The sequence below is a fragment of the Fibrobacter sp. UBA3629 genome (genome assembly GCF_002374005.1).
In the GTDB taxonomy this organism is placed as follows: domain Bacteria; phylum Fibrobacterota; class Fibrobacteria; order Fibrobacterales; family Fibrobacteraceae; genus Fibrobacter.
This window is the reverse complement of sequence record NZ_DFLC01000030.1, coordinates 178,106-195,157: the sequence shown is the minus strand read 5'-3', so window position 1 is coordinate 195,157 and position 17,052 is coordinate 178,106. Positions and strand designations below refer to the sequence as shown.

Here is a 17,052-nt window from a genome sequence, read left to right as displayed (position 1 = left end):
TCGCATTATTTTTCGCCGGAATGCACTTCTATGGACGGGAAGTCGTCATCATCATCGCCGGATTCTCCGGCGATGTCTTCGTTTGAGTGAGTTTCCTCGGCCTGGGTGTCGTAGAACGCCTGGGCATTCTTCATGAACGCCTCGAATTCCTCGTCGCTCATGTTGTCTGACGGCTGCGGTTCTTCTTTCACGTCATCGTGAGCCGTAGGCGTGGCGAACCATTTCTCATTGTCATGCCCGACTTGTTCGGGCATCTCCATTTCTACTGAAGATTCCGCAACCGTTTCGGTTGTCGGTGGCTCGCTATCAACCGGTACATCGGTTGGTGAGCCCGTCGAACCATCCGCTGGTGCGGTTTCGGCAGGAGCGCCGGACATCGCCGCCTCGGCGGCCTCGTCTTCCTTCATCATCTCGGCGAACGGGTTTTCCTGCACTTCGCTCAGGTCTTCGCGCCCTTCGAGCATGGCCTGCAGGTTTTCCTCGGTCACCTCGCGCCCGCGGGTCGTCCAGAGCACGGCCTCCTTCATCACGGCGGCGATATCGCCCACGCTGCCTGCCTGCGAGCGGGCCAGCGCCATGTTGCGGATTTCTTCGACGAGTCCGGGCTTTACGTCCGGGTCCTTCGAATAGAAAACGGTTTCGTGCGCCATTTCTTCGGCGTATTCCGCGTTGTTCTTCTTGCGGTAGATCCAGATGGGGCCAAAGAGTTCGCTCTGGCGGAACACGACCTCGTCGGTCTTGATCATCTCGAGGAGTGCCATGAACGTCACGGCGGCGACGATCGGGTGGCTGTCGTTGTCGAGCAGGTCCTCGAACAGCGCACGTCCGTTTACGCTCAGGTAGTTGTTGATCGCCTGTTGGCGGTCCTGGATGGTCACGTAGTCGAGTTCGATGTGGTGGACCGTATCCGAAATCTTTGTCTTGAGGCTCTTCTGGTAGGCGCGGAACAGCTGCCAGATATTCGCATCGGCGAGCGTGTCCTCGTCATTCTGCGTCTTTTCGAGGCGGCCGCGGCTGTAGGTGCCGAAGTTCTTGCCTTCCATGTCCTGGAGCCCGCCCGCGACCTGCTTGTAGCGCTGGTACTCGAGCATCTCCTGCATGAGCTTTTCGCGGTCGGCGTTGTATTCTTCGACAAGTTCCGGGTCGCGTTCTTCTGCCGGGAGCAGTTCCTGCACCTTGAGGGCCATCAGGCGGCTCGCCATGTACAAAAAGTCGCCCGCCTTCGAGAGGTCGGTCACCCCAATCTTGTTGACCCATGCGAGGAAGTCGTCCGCGATTTCTGCAATCGGGATCTGGTCCAGCGACATTTCCTTCTTCTGGACAAGGTACACGAGCAGGTCCATCGGCCCGTTAAAGGAGCCGATTCGGACTTCGTAATCTTCCTGTTCCTCGATTTCGGTCATGATTCCAAATCTAGAAAATCAAATAGCCTCGGGGCTTGCCTTATTCCACCGTCACGCTCTTCGCGAGGTTGCGCGGCTGGTCCACGTCGTTTCCGCGGAGAACCGCGATGTGGTAGGCGAGGAGCTGTAGCGGAACGCATGTCACGATAGGCATGAGCATCGGGATGGTCTTCGGTACCTTGATGAGGTGGTCCGCAAATTCGTCGAGCGGCTTGCAGTCTTCGGTGGTGACGGCGATGACGCGTCCGCCACGGGCCTTGATTTCGCGCACGTTGCTGATGACCTTGTCGAACAGGGCGTCCTTCGGGGCGATGACCACCACGGGCATATTCTCGTCGATGAGGGCGATGGGACCGTGTTTCATTTCGGCGGCGGGATAGCCTTCGGCATGTATGTAGCTGATTTCCTTGAGCTTCAGGGCGCCTTCCATGGCGACGGGGTAGTTGAAGTGGCGGCCCAGATACAGGAAGTTGTTCGCCTTCGCGTATTTCTGCGCAATGCCCGCAATCTGGTCCGAAAGCTGCAGTGTCTGTTCTACGAGTGCGGGGAGTTCCTGCATCGCCTTCACGATGTCCGCTCCGGTTTCGAAGCTGAGCCTGCGCTGGCGCCCGAGCAAGAGTGCAATCATCGCAAGTACGGTCACCTGGCTGGTGAACGCCTTGGTGCTCGCCACGCCGATTTCGGGGCCTGCGTGCAGGTACACGCCGCCGTCGCTCGTGCGGGCGATTGTGGAGCCCACGCCGTTGCATATCGCAAGTGCGGTCGCACCCTTCTGCTGGGCCTCCTTGAGGGCGGCAAGCGTGTCGGCCGTTTCGCCGGACTGGCTGATGGCGAGCACGAGCGTGCCCGGCTTGATGATGGGGTTACGGTAGCGGAATTCGGATGCGTATTCGACTTCCACCGGAACACCCGCCAGGTCCTCGATCATGTATTCGCCGACCATGCCCGCATAGTAGCTTGTGCCGCAGGCGGTGATGATGATGCGGTTGATGTTCCTCAGTTCCTTGATGTTCGTGTCGAGGCCCGCGAGTTTCGCGTTCCCTTCGGCGGCGAGCAGGCGGCCGCGCATGGTATTGCGGAGCACTTCAGGCTGCTCGAAAATTTCTTTCAGCATGAAGTGCGCGAATCCGCCCTTCGCAATGGCGTCCGCATCGAATTCCACATCCTGAACGTCGCGCTGGACTTCGTGGCTGTTCATGTTCACGATGGAGTAGGCGCCGTCCTTAATTTGCACCACGTCGTTGTCGTCGAGGTAGACGACTTTCTGCGTATGGTTGATGATTGCCGAAACGTCGCTCGCAAGGAAAAATTCGGAGTTGGTCCCGATTCCCAGGATGAGGGGGCTTCCGCGGCGGGCTCCGATGAGGGTACCCGGTTCTTCGCTGCAGATGACGGCGAGGCCGAACGTGCCTTCGATCTTGGCGAGAGTCTTGAGCACGGCTGTCTTGAGATCGCCGTTGTAGAACCTCGCGATGAGGTGGGCGACGACTTCGGTATCGGTTTCGGACTTGAACTGCACGCCTTCGGAGATGAGTTTCGCCTTGAGGGTTGCGTAGTTCTCGATGATTCCGTTGTGGACAATGGAAATCTTGCCGTCGTAACTCACGTGGGGGTGGGCATTTGCCTCGGTCGGTGCTCCGTGGGTGGCCCAACGGGTGTGGGCGATGCCGATGTTTCCGCCAATATGGGTGGTCTTGAGCTTGTTTTCGAGGGCGCTGATCTTGCCCGATGCGCGGACAATCTCTATTTTCGCGTTTTCGATGAGGGCGACGCCCGAACTGTCGTAACCGCGATATTCCAGTTTCTTGAGACCGCCAACGAGGATGGGTAAAGCATCATTTGGGCCGATGTAGCCGACTATTCCGCACATGTTCAGTATACCTTGATTGTTTTTGCCCATAATATATGAAAAAGGCCATGTAAAAAATAGTTTTGCATGATAAAAAACATGCTGGATTTGCTATTTTAAGAGTGTGATAAGAAACACACAAAAAAGAGGACTCTATGAAGACTAAATTTATAGTTGCTGCTGGAACGCTTGCCCTTATGATGACGGGATGCGACCAGTTTTGTACTCAGGGCCAGGCCGCCAAGACCTCCCTCAATACGGACAAGGAGAAGTACAGCTACGCTCTCGGTGCCCATTTCGGCAACCAGGCCCATTTCCAGCTGGTGACCCGTGATTCTATCGACCTGGATGTGGATGTGTTTATCCAGGCATTTAAGGAACGCTACATGCAGGATTCCGCCAAGTACCTGATGACGGACTCTGTCGTGTTTGCAAACCTGATGGAACTCCAGCAGAAGAACCAGGAAGAAAGAAACAAGAAGGACAGCATCGCCAATGAAGAACGCAAGGCCGCTGGCGAAGCGTTCCTTTCCACCAACAAGACTGCCGAAGGTGTCGTGACGACGGAAAGCGGCCTCCAGTACAAGGTCATTACCGAAGGTACGGGCGCCGTTCCTAGCGATTCCGACGTTGTCAAGGTCCACTATACCGGTACACTTCTCGACGGAACCAAGTTCGATAGCTCCGTCGACCGTGGCGAACCGCTCGAATTCCCGATCAACGCCGTCATCCCGGGCTGGACGGAAATGCTCAAGCTCATGAAGGTGGGCGAGAAGGTGACCGCATGGATCCCGAGTGACCTTGCCTATGGCCCGCACGGACGTGGCCCGCAGATTCCGGGCAACAGCGTGCTCGTATTCGAAATGGAACTCATCGATACGCATGCCGCCGCCGCTCCGGCCGCCGCTGAACCTGCCAAGGAAGAAAAGCCTGCCAAGGCAGCCCCGAAGGCTAAGGCTGCTCCCAAGGCTGCAGCCAAGCCTGCCGAAGCCCCGAAGGCCGAGGCCGCTCCCGCTGCTGCAAACTAAGCAAACGGAAATCAGTAAACAGGAAAGGACCCCATTCGGGGTCCTTTTCCGTTATGGCGTGAAGGCTACTTGAGCGGCGCCGGTTTTGCAATGGGCTTGCGGAGTATCTTGAACGCTCCGCCGCGTTTGGGGCTCTTGTTCCCGCGTTGGGATTTTTGCAGCGTGAAGTGTCCCAAGTCCGTCGTCCCGTAGCTTACGGCACCGACGGCGGTTGCATCCTCTGCCAGGGAATAGGCCTTCTCGAGAGCCTTGTCAGGGTCCGCTTCCTCGTAATCGGGGGCAAACCCGAACCGGTGATAACTCTTGCCGTATTTGTCCATGATTCTCATGCTGGTGATGCCTGCGATTCCCCCTGCGTAGGTTCCAAGGTATGATTGACCGATTCCCTTTCCGTAGGTGACCATGCCAACAATCGGGGATTTGGTATTGTGCGCAACACCCGCGAGCATGATTTCGGCACAGCTGGCGCTACCGGTGTCGGCGAGGAATACATAGTAACGTCCCTTGCCGAGACCGTCCGAATCCGCTGTGTAGGTGACCGTATCCACGACGGCTTCGTAGTCTTCGTCGAGCCCGTGCTCGATGATGGTGACCAGAGTGTCGTTCTTGGAGACGAGTTCGGCGGAAATATTCAGACAGTGATCGACGCTTCCGCCGGGGTTCCCGCGCAGGTCGATGATAGTGGACGGCGCTCCGTCGGTTTCTTCAAGAGCCTCGAGGAATTCGCCATAGGTGCCGGAAGCGAGCGTTGTCGTGTCTGTAAATTCGGAAATGGTGATGACGGGAATGCCTTTGTAGTCATCAACAAAGACGGTGGGCGAGATGTAGGGCGCCAGCGTGATTACGATTTCACGGGAGTCTCCATCGCGGGAAATTTCCAGGGTGATTTTTTCGCCTTCCTGGCCGGTGGTCAGCTTGTCAAATGCGTCTACCGTGTTCGGGACTGTCCCATTGACGGAAACGACAATGTCGCCTTTCTTGATGCCTGCGGCTTCCGCCGGCCCGCCCTTGTAGACTTGGGAGAATTCGAACACGGTGACCGAATCGCTGCAGGTTTCATCCGTCTCGGCGCAGGAGGGGCTTGTATACGGCTTGACCTTTGCACCGATGCCGATTGCGGTCTCCGAGTAGGTCAGCAGGTTGATAATCCGGTCGGCAATGCGGGGGCTGTAGTAGTTGGTGTAGTTGTCGTTTATGGTGCTGTACATGTACGATACGTCGGGGTATTCGTAATCGTCCGGAGAAAAGCCGTGTGATGCTCCCTTGCCATCGTAAACATCGGCGTCCCTCAGTTCGGTCGAGGCGTTTACGTAGAAAGACTGAAGCAGGAATCCGTTGTAAACGAGTTCTTTTTGATCTTCGGCCAGGTTGTCGAAATCATTGTTGAACGGGTCGTCCAGCCATGTCCCCGATGTCGTTGTGCAGGCGTTTATCGAAAATAGCGCTAGCGATGAAAATGCTAAAAAAGCAATGTGTTTGAATGCGTTCATGCGGGTCTCCTTTTTTCCTAAAATAGCAAGTTTTCCGTCCATGCGCCACCGGAATAGGCTGTGTCGGGAGAATTAAGCCTGAGTATGGTGGGTTCTTGTGCATGGAGGCCGTGATATCCCTTTTTTAAGGATTTTTGAAAATGGGTGCCTATAGCGTCGACGGCGCAGGATATGGTCGCACCTTCCTTGCAGGGGTAATCGGGGACGATTCCTTTTTTGTGGTAGGAATTCCCGTTGGGAGTCTTGAACTCAAGGGTCGTGATGGTCGCGAGCCCGCCTGCGACGGTGGTCCATGCCGACTGCCCGATGCCCTTCCCGTAGGTGGTGGTTCCTGCGACGGGAATATCCGTAAGCTCGCGGACGGCTGCAATGAAAATCTCTGCGCAGGAGGCACTTCCGTTGTTGGCCAGGATAATGAACTTGCCCGATTCTCCGGGGTCGCCTCCCTTGGCATGGATAGAGCGCTGCATGTGGATGCGGCTGCCGCTCGCGTCGAAGGTCGACCATGACCTTGTCGATAGGGTCCCGGCGCGGACGAAGAGGTCTGCCATGGGAATGCACTGGTCGACATGCCCGCCGGGGTTGCCTCGCAGGTCGATAATGCGGACCGAGGTGTCGCCCTTCGTGGAATCCAGGTGGTTTCGGAGTTCGCCGTAGGTTCCTTTTTCGCGGTCGATGGTGTTCGGCTTGAATTCGCGGATGGAGATGACTTCCGTTCCTTGGATGGTGTCGACGAAGATGGTCGGCGCGTAGATGCTCTCACGGTGCATGCTGTAGACTGTGACGCTGTTGTCGAATGCGATTTCGAGGACGATGTCTGCCGATTGCGAGAATACGGCACGGAACGTGCTGTAGGCGTCTTCGCCTTTAAGTTCGGTCCCGTTGATGGATATGATATTCCCGTACTTGGGGACTCCGGCCTTCGCCGCCGGGCTTTCGGGGTAGACGCGATAGACAAAGAGCGGGTGCTCGAACCTGAAATCTTCCATGTATTCGAGTCCGATATCGCCCGTGATGATGCTCGTGTTGCGCGATTCGGTGACGGCTTCGCTCCGGGAGGGCTCCACGTAACGTGTGTAGCGATCGGAAAGCGCCCCGTAAAGAGCCTGCACGGAATCGCCCTTCTCGGGGAGACCTGCAAGCTCGTCCTCGTAGAGGTAGGTCCTTTGCAGGAGCCAGTAATTGAACTCGTATTCCGTCGGTTCGGGCGTGCTCTCGACAGGCGAAAGAAAATCGCTACAACCGACAAGGAGGGCTATAGGTAAAAGTGGCCACAGGCGCATGCGCATAGGCTACTGGTCTATCTTCAGACCCTTCTTGTCGAGGAGCTGGCGAGGGACTCCGTCTTCCATTGGATTCTCGACAATGGATACGGTTTCCAGGGAATCGCACTGGACGAGAGTGTCCGGCAGGGAATCGAGCTGGTTTGCGTCCAGCACGAGTTCGCGGAGCTTTTTCAGGTTGCCCAGTTCGGAAGGCACGGAGCCGAGGCTGTTGCCCGACACCATGAGGATCTCGAGGTTCTCGAGGTTGCCGATGGATGCGGGAATGGCCGTCAGGTCGTTGTTGTCGAGGTAGAGCTTCACGAGACCCTTCATGCGGCCGATGGAGGCCGGAATTTCCGAAAGCATGTTGTCGTGGAGGGACAGCTTCACGACCTTGGTCCACTTGCCGATTTCGAGGGGCAGGTCCAGCATCTGGTTCTTCGCGATGTTTACCGTGCGGAGATTCTCGAGGTTGCCGACGGAACTCGGGAGTTCCGAGAGGCTGTTGTAGCCCAGGTAGAGGTGTTCCAGGTTTTTGAGCTCGCCGATTGTCTCGGGAAGCTCCATCAGGTCGTTTTCGCTCACCGAAAGGCTCTTCAGGTTCTTGAGCTTTGCAATTTCGTCGGGGATTTCGACCAGCTTGTTGCGGTCCAGGTTGAGCTCTTCGAGGGTTTCGATTTCGAAAAGTTCAGGCGGAAGCAGCCGGAGTTCCTTCTGCGAAAGGTCCAGCACTTTAGCTTTTTCGGCCTTGGCTTTGGTGATGATATCAAGCAAATTCATACGGCACTCCTAGATCGTTTTGGTTCTCGTCTAAATCATAGCTTTTTTGACGAAATCCGCGGGGGAAAATGCCCGGAAAAGATATTTTTGATTGGAATTTGCTCATTTGTGCATTATTTTTAGGGGTATTCTTGGTCTTTTTACAAAAAGATTTATTATTTTTTTACTCAAATTGTAGTTTTGAAACTATTTTTAGTGTGCGAAATCCGAAGTGGTCTATTATATATCTAAATATGGTGGGCCGCAAGAAGAATCATTGAGGAAAAAATGGAACTAACAAAATCGCAGGAACGCCGCTTAGCATTCGTCGCTAGCCTCTTGAGTCTGAACCCCAACGATCCCAACGACCGAATCAAGGCACTCCGGCATCTGAACCTAGACGAGAACGGCTGTTTCCACGGCTTCCAGTATTCACAGGGCTTCATGGAGTTCTTCATCTTCCTGGATGAGGATACCCCCCTCGAAAAGGTGGTGGCCCACTTGAATTCCGACCTCAAGCAGCTGCAGATTGCAGTGTTCCGCACGAGCGACCCCACGAACCCGTTCTTCCTTTCGCTCCGCGAAGAGGCTGACCCGTGGGATGTAAAGAAGATTTCTGACGGCGACGAAGAGGATGACGAAGATACGCCGGCTAGCCGCCCCTACATGGAAACGCTCCAGATTACGGTTCTCCGTACCAAGGCAAGCCGCGATCTCACTGATTCCGAACTCGAACGCACCCTCAAGGACATGCGCCGCAAGCTTGCCATCTGGAAGAACGAAGTCAAGGCGAAGCTTGAAATCATGGCCGAGCATGACGACCTTACCAAGGATCTTCGCAGTGCCGACGACAAGCTCGAAATCGTGATGGAGTCCGAACCGCTTCACCTCACGAGCGACCACGGTGAACTTTTCCTCGGATTCTGCCCCATCCGCACGATCTTTGATTATCACGTTGCTCTTGGCAAGCGCCTCAAGACGAAGCACAACATGGCGATTGTCAGCAGCAACATCCGTACTTATCTCGGTAACCTCACGCATACGAACGCGGCCCTCATCGACGCCTTCCAGACCATGGAACGTAACGACGACGAGAACGTGAACGTGGACGATTTCCCGTTCCTGCACAACGGCATGACCCTTACGGGCGATGACCTCCGTGCGAAGGAACGCGACGGCAAGAAGGTCCTCGTGATCGAACGTCCAAAGATCATTAACGGCGCCCAGTCGCTCTTTACCTATGAAACCTATGCAAAGAGAAGCAAGAAGCCGGTGAACCCGCAGGTCCTGGTGAAGGTCGTGGTGCCGTACCCCGGTGCCGACAACTTCCTGAACCAGGTGACCATGGCCAACAACCGCCAGAACCCGGTGTTCAGCTATCACCTGCGTGCCGCCGACGACCTGCAGTTCTTCATTTGGCAGCGTTACCAGGAAGAAGGCTTTACCTACGTGTACAAGGACGGCGTGCGCCTCAAGGCCCGTACCCGCAAGCTCGAAGTGCGCATGCGCCCGGAACTTGCGAAGACTCTGTTCATGATGGACGGCAAGCTCAGCGAATGCCGCAGCAGCGACTGCATCTTCGACAAGGAAACGCTTTACCAGCGTTGCTTCGGTGCCTTCGTGCGCGTTTCGCCGGACAAGGAAAAGGACTTCGTGCGAAAGACGATTGCCTTCACGAAGGCATGGCAGCTTCTTAGCCGTCTCCCGATTAAGATTCGTCGCGTAACTCCGGGCAAGGGTGTCTCTATCGAAGCCAACGACGATAACCCGCTGACCAAGATTACCTGGAATGGCCGCCTCGAAGACAAGTTCATCTTCCGCAGCGCCGTGAGGGATCTCGTCGTGGCACTCGCTCTCAAGCACTGGCTCGTCTATGGCGATCCTATCCAGGATTTCGAATGGCTCGTCGAGAACGAACTCAACTTCAACGAATCCATCCTCAAGTACGCTTCCAGGATCTATACGGAAGACTTGAAGGGCATCCTGATTAACGAGTTCAAGGATAATCCGGCCTACTACGACACGATTACCACGATTGACAAGGATAGCGGTGAATCCGTGGAACGTCGCTTGTGGAAGGGCTTCTCGAACACGGCGACCTACGACAAGATGATGGAACTCCTGTGCAAGAAGAATTCGAGCTGGGAGAAGTGCAAGGGCGGTATCGAGGCGTTCATCTAACGTCTCGGAGCAACCTCCCGATTCAAGGATTTAATCCCCGCATTTTGCGGGGATTTCCTTTTTATGTAGCTTCTCCCTTGTTATAATTTTCTAATTTACCGCAAAATCAACTTTTTTACTGGATTTGGCGCCGCCGAATTCTGTATTTTAAGACTGTTGCTTTTTAGGAAGTTTGGACATAAAGCCCCGACGGGTTTGCTTGCCCTTTGCCTTGCGGCGTTCGGCATTTCGTGGTCTCAGGAGAGCGCTCCTGCAGACGTTGCTCCTGCAGCGGAAAATGCGGATGAAGCCCAGCCCCAGGATCCTGCCGAAACGGAATGGCAGCCGACACTGGACTATTTCCCCCTGCCTCCATCCACATATCCCCTGAACAGTCTTTTGCCTTTTGGCGGCGTGGGTTCTTCGCCCATGCTCATGAAGTCGAACAGGGGGCAGGTGTTCAGCCATGACATCAACATGGCGACCCGCGAACTGGATGTGAGCGAGAAACGCGTGAACAGTGTCTCGCGCGACACGACGACTCTTTGGACGGCGCATTACCCTGAACTCACGGATTACGTGGCCGACATGTACGACATTGGCCGTAAGAACCTTTGGCTCAGCAGTCTTGTTGGCCAGCGTGACGGCGGGTACGAGGCTCCGGAAACGGGTTCTATGTTCGATATCACCATCCCGGTGAACATGCCTGCGTGGATGAAAACTTTCGGCTTCGACAAGCCGAAGCTCATGCTCCAGGGAACGATGAACGTTCGCTTCAAGGGTTACGGCGAACTGGATGACGCGGAGGGAAGCACCAAGACGAGCCTTTGGCCTTCGCCGACCTTGGAATATGAACCGAGCTTCATGGTGAAGGGCAAGATCGGTCCCTACATCACGGTCGAGGTCAACAATGTCGAAAGCGGCCTGGGGGTGCAGAACCAGGTGCGCGTCGTCTACGAGGAATCGTTCAAGGGAGAATTCGAAGATTACATTCTGCAGCGCGTGGAAGCGGGTACGACTTCGCTTTCGCTTTCGGGTACCGAACTGACGGGTTACTCGGAGAACCATCAGGGCCTGTTCGGTATCAAGGCTGACTGGAAACTGGGCGACTGGAAACTCACGACGATTGCTTCGCAGGACGGAGGAAGCCAGGAAGAATACACCATCAACGCGAGCGAGACGACGACCGAATTCCAGGTGCTCGACAAGCAGTTCGTTGCCTACCGCTATTACTTCTTGAACCATGAGGCGCGTAGCGCCTACATCAATGCGGGTATCGCGGGGCGGACGACTTCCAACTATCCGGCGACGAACCTCAAGCTCTACAAGCGTAGCGCGATGAACGCGTCGAAGGATGTCATCGACAATATCACGGTCGTCTACAAGGCTCCGAACGGCAAGACTGTCGAGAAGACTGTGGAACGCATGGTCGAGATCCCGTCGAGCGATTTCACCTACGACCCCAAGACGGGTATTGTGAAGGTGAACGGCGTGACCCGTTCGACGCTTCTCGCTGCAAGCTGGAGCAATGACGGGACGGGAAGGACTGGAACAACGGTAAATGACGGCGCACGCGTCGTCCTTATCCAGTGGGATGCGACCCTTGCCGATCTGACCGACATCGACAAGTTGATGTTGCGTAATGTGTATAGCATCGGCATCTCGGATGCGAGCGCCAGCAGCTTTGTCCTGCGCATGAAGAACAAGTCGGGCGTGGCCGGTTCGTTCCTCAAGACTCTAGGGGTGGCGGATACTTCGACCGGAAGTCCCCTCGTGAGCGATGCCACGATTTTCAAGAAGGACGCGAGCGGCAACTATACGGGTGAAATGTGGCTTCCGTGTAAGCCCCTGTCGGAGTATAGCGGACCGAATGCGACGGAACGCGCTCGTGCGAACTGCCTTGAACCGTTCCGCCTGCTGGATTCCTCGAACGCGGTATCGCAACTGTATTCGCTGCCTGTTTACAACTTGAACCGTTACACGAGCCAGTTCTATTTTGAATCCGTGGGCAAGCGCCGGAGCTCGACTATCAGCGTTCGAGACCCGAACTCCAGCTATTCCGTGAGTGGAAGTGCCTGCATGGATATTTCGCCGGGCACGGAAAAGCTGACTTCCGGTTCCACGGTCCTTACGCGGGGAGTCGACTACGAGGTGAACTACGAACTGGGACAAATCGAACTCCTGAGCGAACGGGCTCTTGACCCGAACAAGGAAATCAAGGTGAAGTTCGAATGCGAACCCCTGTTCGAAATAGACAACAAGCTTTTGCTCGGTGCTCGCGCGGAACTGCCGCTGGAACGTTACGGATTCGGCACGGGATCCCTCTTTGGCATTACGGCTCTCTACAAGAGCCAGAGCACGACAGCCAAGACGCCGACTCTCGGAAACGAACCCTTCTCCAGTTTCCTGTGGGGCATGAACCTGAGACTCCAGGATACGGTCCAGGTGTTTACGGACCTCGTGAATAAGATTCCGGGCATTAACACGGAAGCAAAGTCCAGCTGGAGGTTCGAAGCCGAATTTGCCGGAAGCCGCCACAATGCGAATACGAGCGAAGACGCCGAAGCGCTTGTCGAAGATTTCGAAGCGACCTCCTCGGGGCTGACCTATCCGCTGTCGAGGCTCTCCTGGTATCATGCGTCGCCTCCGGGCGGTGTGTCCGCTAATCCTTCGACTTACATCGAGAATCAGGATTACCGCCATAAGGGCGAATTCATTTGGCACAGCAATAACACGGAACTTTACAAGTACATCTACCCCAATGTGGGCAATTCCGATGTCGACAACCAGCACTTGACCGTGCTGAAGATGACGCTCCGTGCGAACGACAACCTGGTGGGAAATTCGTGGGGCGGCATCATGCGTCCGAACAGCGCCTACTACCAGGACATGAGCGAGATGAAGTATATCGAGATTGTGGCTCGCGGAAACGTAGGCTCGCTTTACCTCGATCTCGGGCAGGTCAGCGAAGACCTTTCCATTAATGGTTACGAACCTGACGGGTTCTATAATGGCGAAAATGACTTGGGCTCTACGACGGCACTTCATGACAAGGGCCTGGACGGGACTAGCGGTGCAGACGAAAAACGCCAGGTGTGGGATTGCCGAATCTCTGGATGTATCTCCTCGGAAGTCAATTCTCGCAATGCGGGACCGACGACGGATATCTCGCTGGACAACTTCGACGAGAACCTGGATGACGACAGCGACCCGCCGGTAACGATTAACGGTACTGAAAACAACTCGGGTGAACGCACCTACGATACCGAGGACATCAACAAGAACGGTTCTCTCGATACCGACATTAGCTTCGTCCGCTACCGCATAGATCTTTCTGATACGAACGAGGCGAACTTTGACCGCTTGAAGAATGGCTGGCGCAAGTGGCGCATCCCGCTGAACCAGTATGATACGCTCGTGTCTTCGACGGGGAGCAGCTACAAGTCGATCCTCGCTCAGGCGCTCTACACTCGTCTCTGGATTGGAAAGCTGAATCCGGGTGTCGCGGAGGCGAAGGTCCAGGTCGTGGGTCTTGCGGTCGTTGGCAATGCCTGGGAAGAAACTACGGTTGCGGATTTCTATAAGACGTCTTCCAACGAGAATTCGCAGGTGGTGAGCGTAAATGGCAACGAGATGAAGGTTTCGGAAAATGTATCGACATCGGATACCAGCTACATAAAGGTTTCGACCATTAACAGCCGCGAGAATGCGAATACTTACTTCAAGTCGCCGAATACCAAGACGGAGCGGGATTCCGAAACAAACGCGCCGCTCAAGGAAACATCCCTTGTCCTTGATTACCAGAATATGAATCCGGGGCAGGAAGTGGGTGTGACGCGCCTGTTCGAAACGGACAAGAAAAACCTTGCGTCTTACAAGTCATTGAAGATGGAAATACACTATGTAACCGAGGCCGAGAAGGTTCCGGTGCGCTTCGCGATGCAGTTTGGCTCGGGATCTCTTGAAGGTTCTTCGGATTATTATGAATGGAGCTTCCGCCCGGTGAAATACGAATGTTCGTCGTCGGAACGTGACCAGGATTGCCATGAGCAGAACTGGCTCGACAACGCGTTTGCGATGAATGTCTCGGACTTCTCTGACCTGAAGCAGGGTCGGCATCCGCCGTTTTTGGAACCGGTCGTGAGGGAACTGGGCGGTGACCGCGATGAACGCATTAAGCTGGTCGGTAACCCCACCGTGTCAAGTATCGACTGGATGCGCTTCGTGATTATCGCGGATTCGAATGCCTCGCCGGCGGATCTCAAGGGAACGTTCTGGATTGATGACCTCAGGCTGTCGGATATGGATACGGAATGGGGCTATGCGGCGCGCACCTCGGGACAGGTGAACTTTGCGGACTTCCTCTCCGTTTCGGGCGCCGTCCGCTATCAGGATGGAAACTTTGCGACCCTGTCGACGACGGGTGGGTCCCCGAAGCCGAAGGCGTCGCAGGCAGCTTCGCAGTTGGACGTGTCGGCCGACGTGTCGGTCAATTTGAACAAGTTCCTTCCGGATAGCCTGGGATTCCGCATCCCGATGAATTTGGGCTACAGAAGCTCGACGAAGCGGCCGTACATGAAGCCCTCTGATGACCTGACGCTCGAACATAGCGGATTTGGCAACCTTACGAAGGACATGTTCCAGAACGAACTCTCGGTGACATCTGACAAGAAGGAACAGGAACTGCGTGACGAAGCCAAGTCTAAGGGCTATGAATCCTACACGCGCGAGAAGAACTTCAGTATCAGCTACAGCAAGAGCTACAAGGCTTCTGAATCCAAGGTGGGCGAGGTGCTGTCGCAGATGCTTCTGGAACGCCCCGCGGCGAGCTACTCTTTCAAGCAGAGCGAAGGCCGCGCGACTACGGCGGCAGATTCTACGTATGCTTACCATACGGTTTTTGAATACAAGCTCGGAACGTTCAGCCTGTTCAAGATGAAGCCGTTCGGATCGCTTGCGAATTCCGAAAACGCAATCCTGAAAGCGCTCTCCAAGACGGAGTTCGAACCTTGGCCGCAGACGTTCGATGTGACACTGTTCGATTTGAATTATGTCCGCTACGTGAACCAGGTGCGAGATCCGGATTTCGTGGAACCGCAGGTGGACAAGGTCGTCACCTATACGGCGGACCTCACGCATAAGCTCAACATGCGCTGGAACATCCTGTCGTTCCTTTCTACGAGCTACTCGTTGAATATCAAGCGCGACATGTATGGTGGCGGCGACCGCGAAGGCTTCGTGAAAGAAAACTTCTTTACCACTGATGAAGGCGGGCTTTTTGCTAGCGGGTATGTTTTCGATTACGACCATACCGACAGGAAGGTCTATATTTCGCGCGACAGCCTCGTGATTATCCCGACGGATACGATTCCGAAGAAGGATGCTTCGGGCAAGGATATGGCTATCGACATGTCCAATCCGGATTCTTACACGATTCTTTATGATAGCACCACGTTCTACAAGGTGGATAGCGTCGGTAGTCGCCAATATGGCAAGTCCTACGGCATTCTCCGCAACGAACGTTCTAGAAACCAGCAGTTCAAGGTTAATTTCAATCCTCGCCTGATTCCATTCCTGCCGTTCAACATGGGATTTACTTCTGACTTCAACCAGCAAAAGACAATTCCCGATGACTTTGACTTCATGAACCAGAAGACGCTCGAAAAGAATTACTGGACGATTTCGCAGACGAACCGGTTTGAATTCACACCCACGCTCAAGATTGTCGACCTTGTTAAATTGTTCGGAAAGGAATCCATGGCTGTGAAGGCTCTTGAAAAAATCAAGTGGCGCGAAATTCGCATGAACTGGACGGCCAGCACGAATACCATCGGTGAAAACTTTACACTTGCGCAGCTGTACGAACAGCAGGGCGTGACACCCTTCCAGTATTACCTATACGGATTAGGCCTTGGTAACGGCTACCGCAATCGTGGCCTGTGGAATATTGTATCCGGGGATATGGGACTTACTTCGCGCGGTGATTTCGAAAGGTTCGGCCAATACCGCAGCAAGGATGTCGATACCCTTGTCTACCAGGGCAACTTCCGCCATGCGGTTTCCCGTAGCTTCCAGATTGGTTCCGGCTTTACCCTGCCTATTTGGGATATCGGCATTACCGGCGATTTGCAGTGGAAAGAAGATTTCGCGCAGTCCAGGGAATACCCGCTTTACATAGATACGACGACGGTGTGGCCGAAGATCGGTGTAGGCGTGACGGTCCCGAACTTTGCGCAAAGGATTCCTCTGTTGAATAGCTTCAAGAGTGTGAGCACGGTCCATCGGTTTGACTATACCTACACGACGACGGTGAAGCCGTTCCAGAGCGCAGAAGATTCCTGGGCGCATCAGATAAACTTCAATCCGCTCATCCGCGTGACCTTCTTGACTCAGAAAAACCTGAAGATAGAGAATAGCGTTCGATTCAAGATAGAGACAACAGACAGACGTCCGAAGGAAGAAGTCATCGGGCTCCCATGTTGGCCGGATTCTACGGGCAATATTGCCGATACCTCCGATTACTTCTGGGAAACTCCGTGGATACATACGTCGCTTTACAACGATTTTGCCATAAACATCGGGGACGACTTTACGATTTCCTATCCGCTCAAGCTCAAAAAGGGCTTCCAGATTTGGAAGTGGTATTTCAAGCTTGAAAATAACCTGGACCTGAAATTGACTGCGGGCTACGACTACAACAAGACGATTCGCAAGGAATATAATCCCGATCAGAACTACAGCATGTGGAATAAGGAGTCCGGTACGGACGGGGTGTTTAAGCAGTGGCATTTCGATTCCAGCGTCAACGCTCCCGATGCAGCCTACAAGCCCGAGCTGAAGCTTACGGACCGTACGGTGCCCTCGCGGACACACGAATGGTTTATCCGTCCGAGCGCAAGCTACCAGTTCAATAAGATGGCCTCGATGAGCAGCTACATCGAATACCGCCAGATTCACGAAAAGCTTGATGACGAGACTCCGCACCTGCGGCAGATACTGCAGTTCGAAATTGCACTACTGCTGAAGTTTAATTAATTGTGGGTGCGCAAGGCTAACGCAGTTAGCCGAAAAAAATTTGCATTATAATCGCATACGCTA

General features: G+C 54.6%; 8 protein-coding genes. 3 read left to right on the top strand and 5 right to left on the bottom strand.

What is annotated here, in order from left to right; all coding sequences use genetic code 11:
- Positions 1-5: 5 nt before the first annotated feature.
- Both B2310_RS10040 and glmS read right to left on the bottom strand, forming a co-directional pair.
- Complete coding sequence (locus tag B2310_RS10040) at positions 6-1,403, bottom strand: segregation and condensation protein A (RefSeq protein ID WP_290731088.1); 1,398 nt, start codon at positions 1,401-1,403, stop codon at positions 6-8.
- A 40-nt stretch (positions 1,404-1,443) separates the two neighbouring features.
- The gene (glmS, locus tag B2310_RS10035; protein WP_290731085.1) at positions 1,444-3,273 is read right to left on the bottom strand and encodes a glutamine--fructose-6-phosphate transaminase (isomerizing); all 1,830 of its coding nucleotides are present in this window, start codon (positions 3,271-3,273) and stop codon (positions 1,444-1,446) included.
- Between the two features lie 134 nt (positions 3,274-3,407).
- Here glmS and B2310_RS10030 point away from each other — a divergent pair, with 134 nt between their 5' ends.
- Positions 3,408-4,280, top strand: coding sequence for an FKBP-type peptidyl-prolyl cis-trans isomerase (locus B2310_RS10030; RefSeq protein WP_173364916.1), 873 nt, complete (start codon positions 3,408-3,410; stop codon positions 4,278-4,280).
- 65 nt (positions 4,281-4,345) lie between these two features.
- Here the strand turns inward: B2310_RS10030 and B2310_RS10025 are convergent, their stop codons facing one another.
- Genes B2310_RS10025 through B2310_RS10015 form a run of 3 tightly spaced genes read right to left on the bottom strand, consistent with a single transcriptional unit; the run spans position 4,346 to position 7,815 of the window.
- On the bottom strand, positions 4,346-5,770 hold the full coding sequence (locus B2310_RS10025) for a S41 family peptidase (RefSeq protein WP_290731082.1): 1,425 nt from the start codon (positions 5,768-5,770) through the stop codon (positions 4,346-4,348).
- 17 nt (positions 5,771-5,787) lie between these two features.
- On the bottom strand, positions 5,788-7,053 hold the full coding sequence (locus tag B2310_RS10020; RefSeq protein ID WP_290731079.1) for a S41 family peptidase: 1,266 nt from the start codon (positions 7,051-7,053) through the stop codon (positions 5,788-5,790).
- Positions 7,054-7,062: 9 nt separating this feature from the next.
- Positions 7,063-7,815 (bottom strand): leucine-rich repeat domain-containing protein, encoded by a 753-nt coding sequence (locus B2310_RS10015; protein ID WP_173380823.1) that lies wholly within the window; start codon positions 7,813-7,815, stop codon positions 7,063-7,065.
- 267 nt (positions 7,816-8,082) lie between these two features.
- On the opposite strand from B2310_RS10015, the gene B2310_RS10010 reads away from it, so the two are divergent.
- A complete protein-coding gene (locus B2310_RS10010) occupies positions 8,083-9,975 on the top strand; it encodes an AIPR family protein (RefSeq protein WP_173364912.1) in 1,893 nt (630 codons plus the stop codon).
- A 156-nt stretch (positions 9,976-10,131) separates the two neighbouring features.
- A complete protein-coding gene (gene sprA, locus B2310_RS10005) occupies positions 10,132-16,989 on the top strand; it encodes a cell surface protein SprA (RefSeq protein WP_290731076.1) in 6,858 nt (2,285 codons plus the stop codon).
- Positions 16,990-17,052 lie beyond the last annotated feature (63 nt).

Bases quoted from the DNA above. Each gene is read 5' to 3' on its own strand.
- B2310_RS10040 (WP_290731088.1), bottom strand. From the start codon at position 1,403: ATGACCGAAATCGAGGAACAGGAAGATTACGAAGTCCGAATCGGCTCC.
- glmS (WP_290731085.1), bottom strand. From the start codon at position 3,273: ATGTGCGGAATAGTCGGCTACATCGGCCCAAATGATGCTTTACCCATC.
- B2310_RS10030 (WP_173364916.1), top strand. From the start codon at position 3,408: ATGAAGACTAAATTTATAGTTGCTGCTGGAACGCTTGCCCTTATGATG.
- B2310_RS10025 (WP_290731082.1), bottom strand. From the start codon at position 5,770: ATGAACGCATTCAAACACATTGCTTTTTTAGCATTTTCATCGCTAGCG.
- B2310_RS10020 (WP_290731079.1), bottom strand. From the start codon at position 7,053: ATGCGCCTGTGGCCACTTTTACCTATAGCCCTCCTTGTCGGTTGTAGC.
- B2310_RS10015 (WP_173380823.1), bottom strand. From the start codon at position 7,815: ATGAATTTGCTTGATATCATCACCAAAGCCAAGGCCGAAAAAGCTAAA.
- B2310_RS10010 (WP_173364912.1), top strand. From the start codon at position 8,083: ATGGAACTAACAAAATCGCAGGAACGCCGCTTAGCATTCGTCGCTAGC.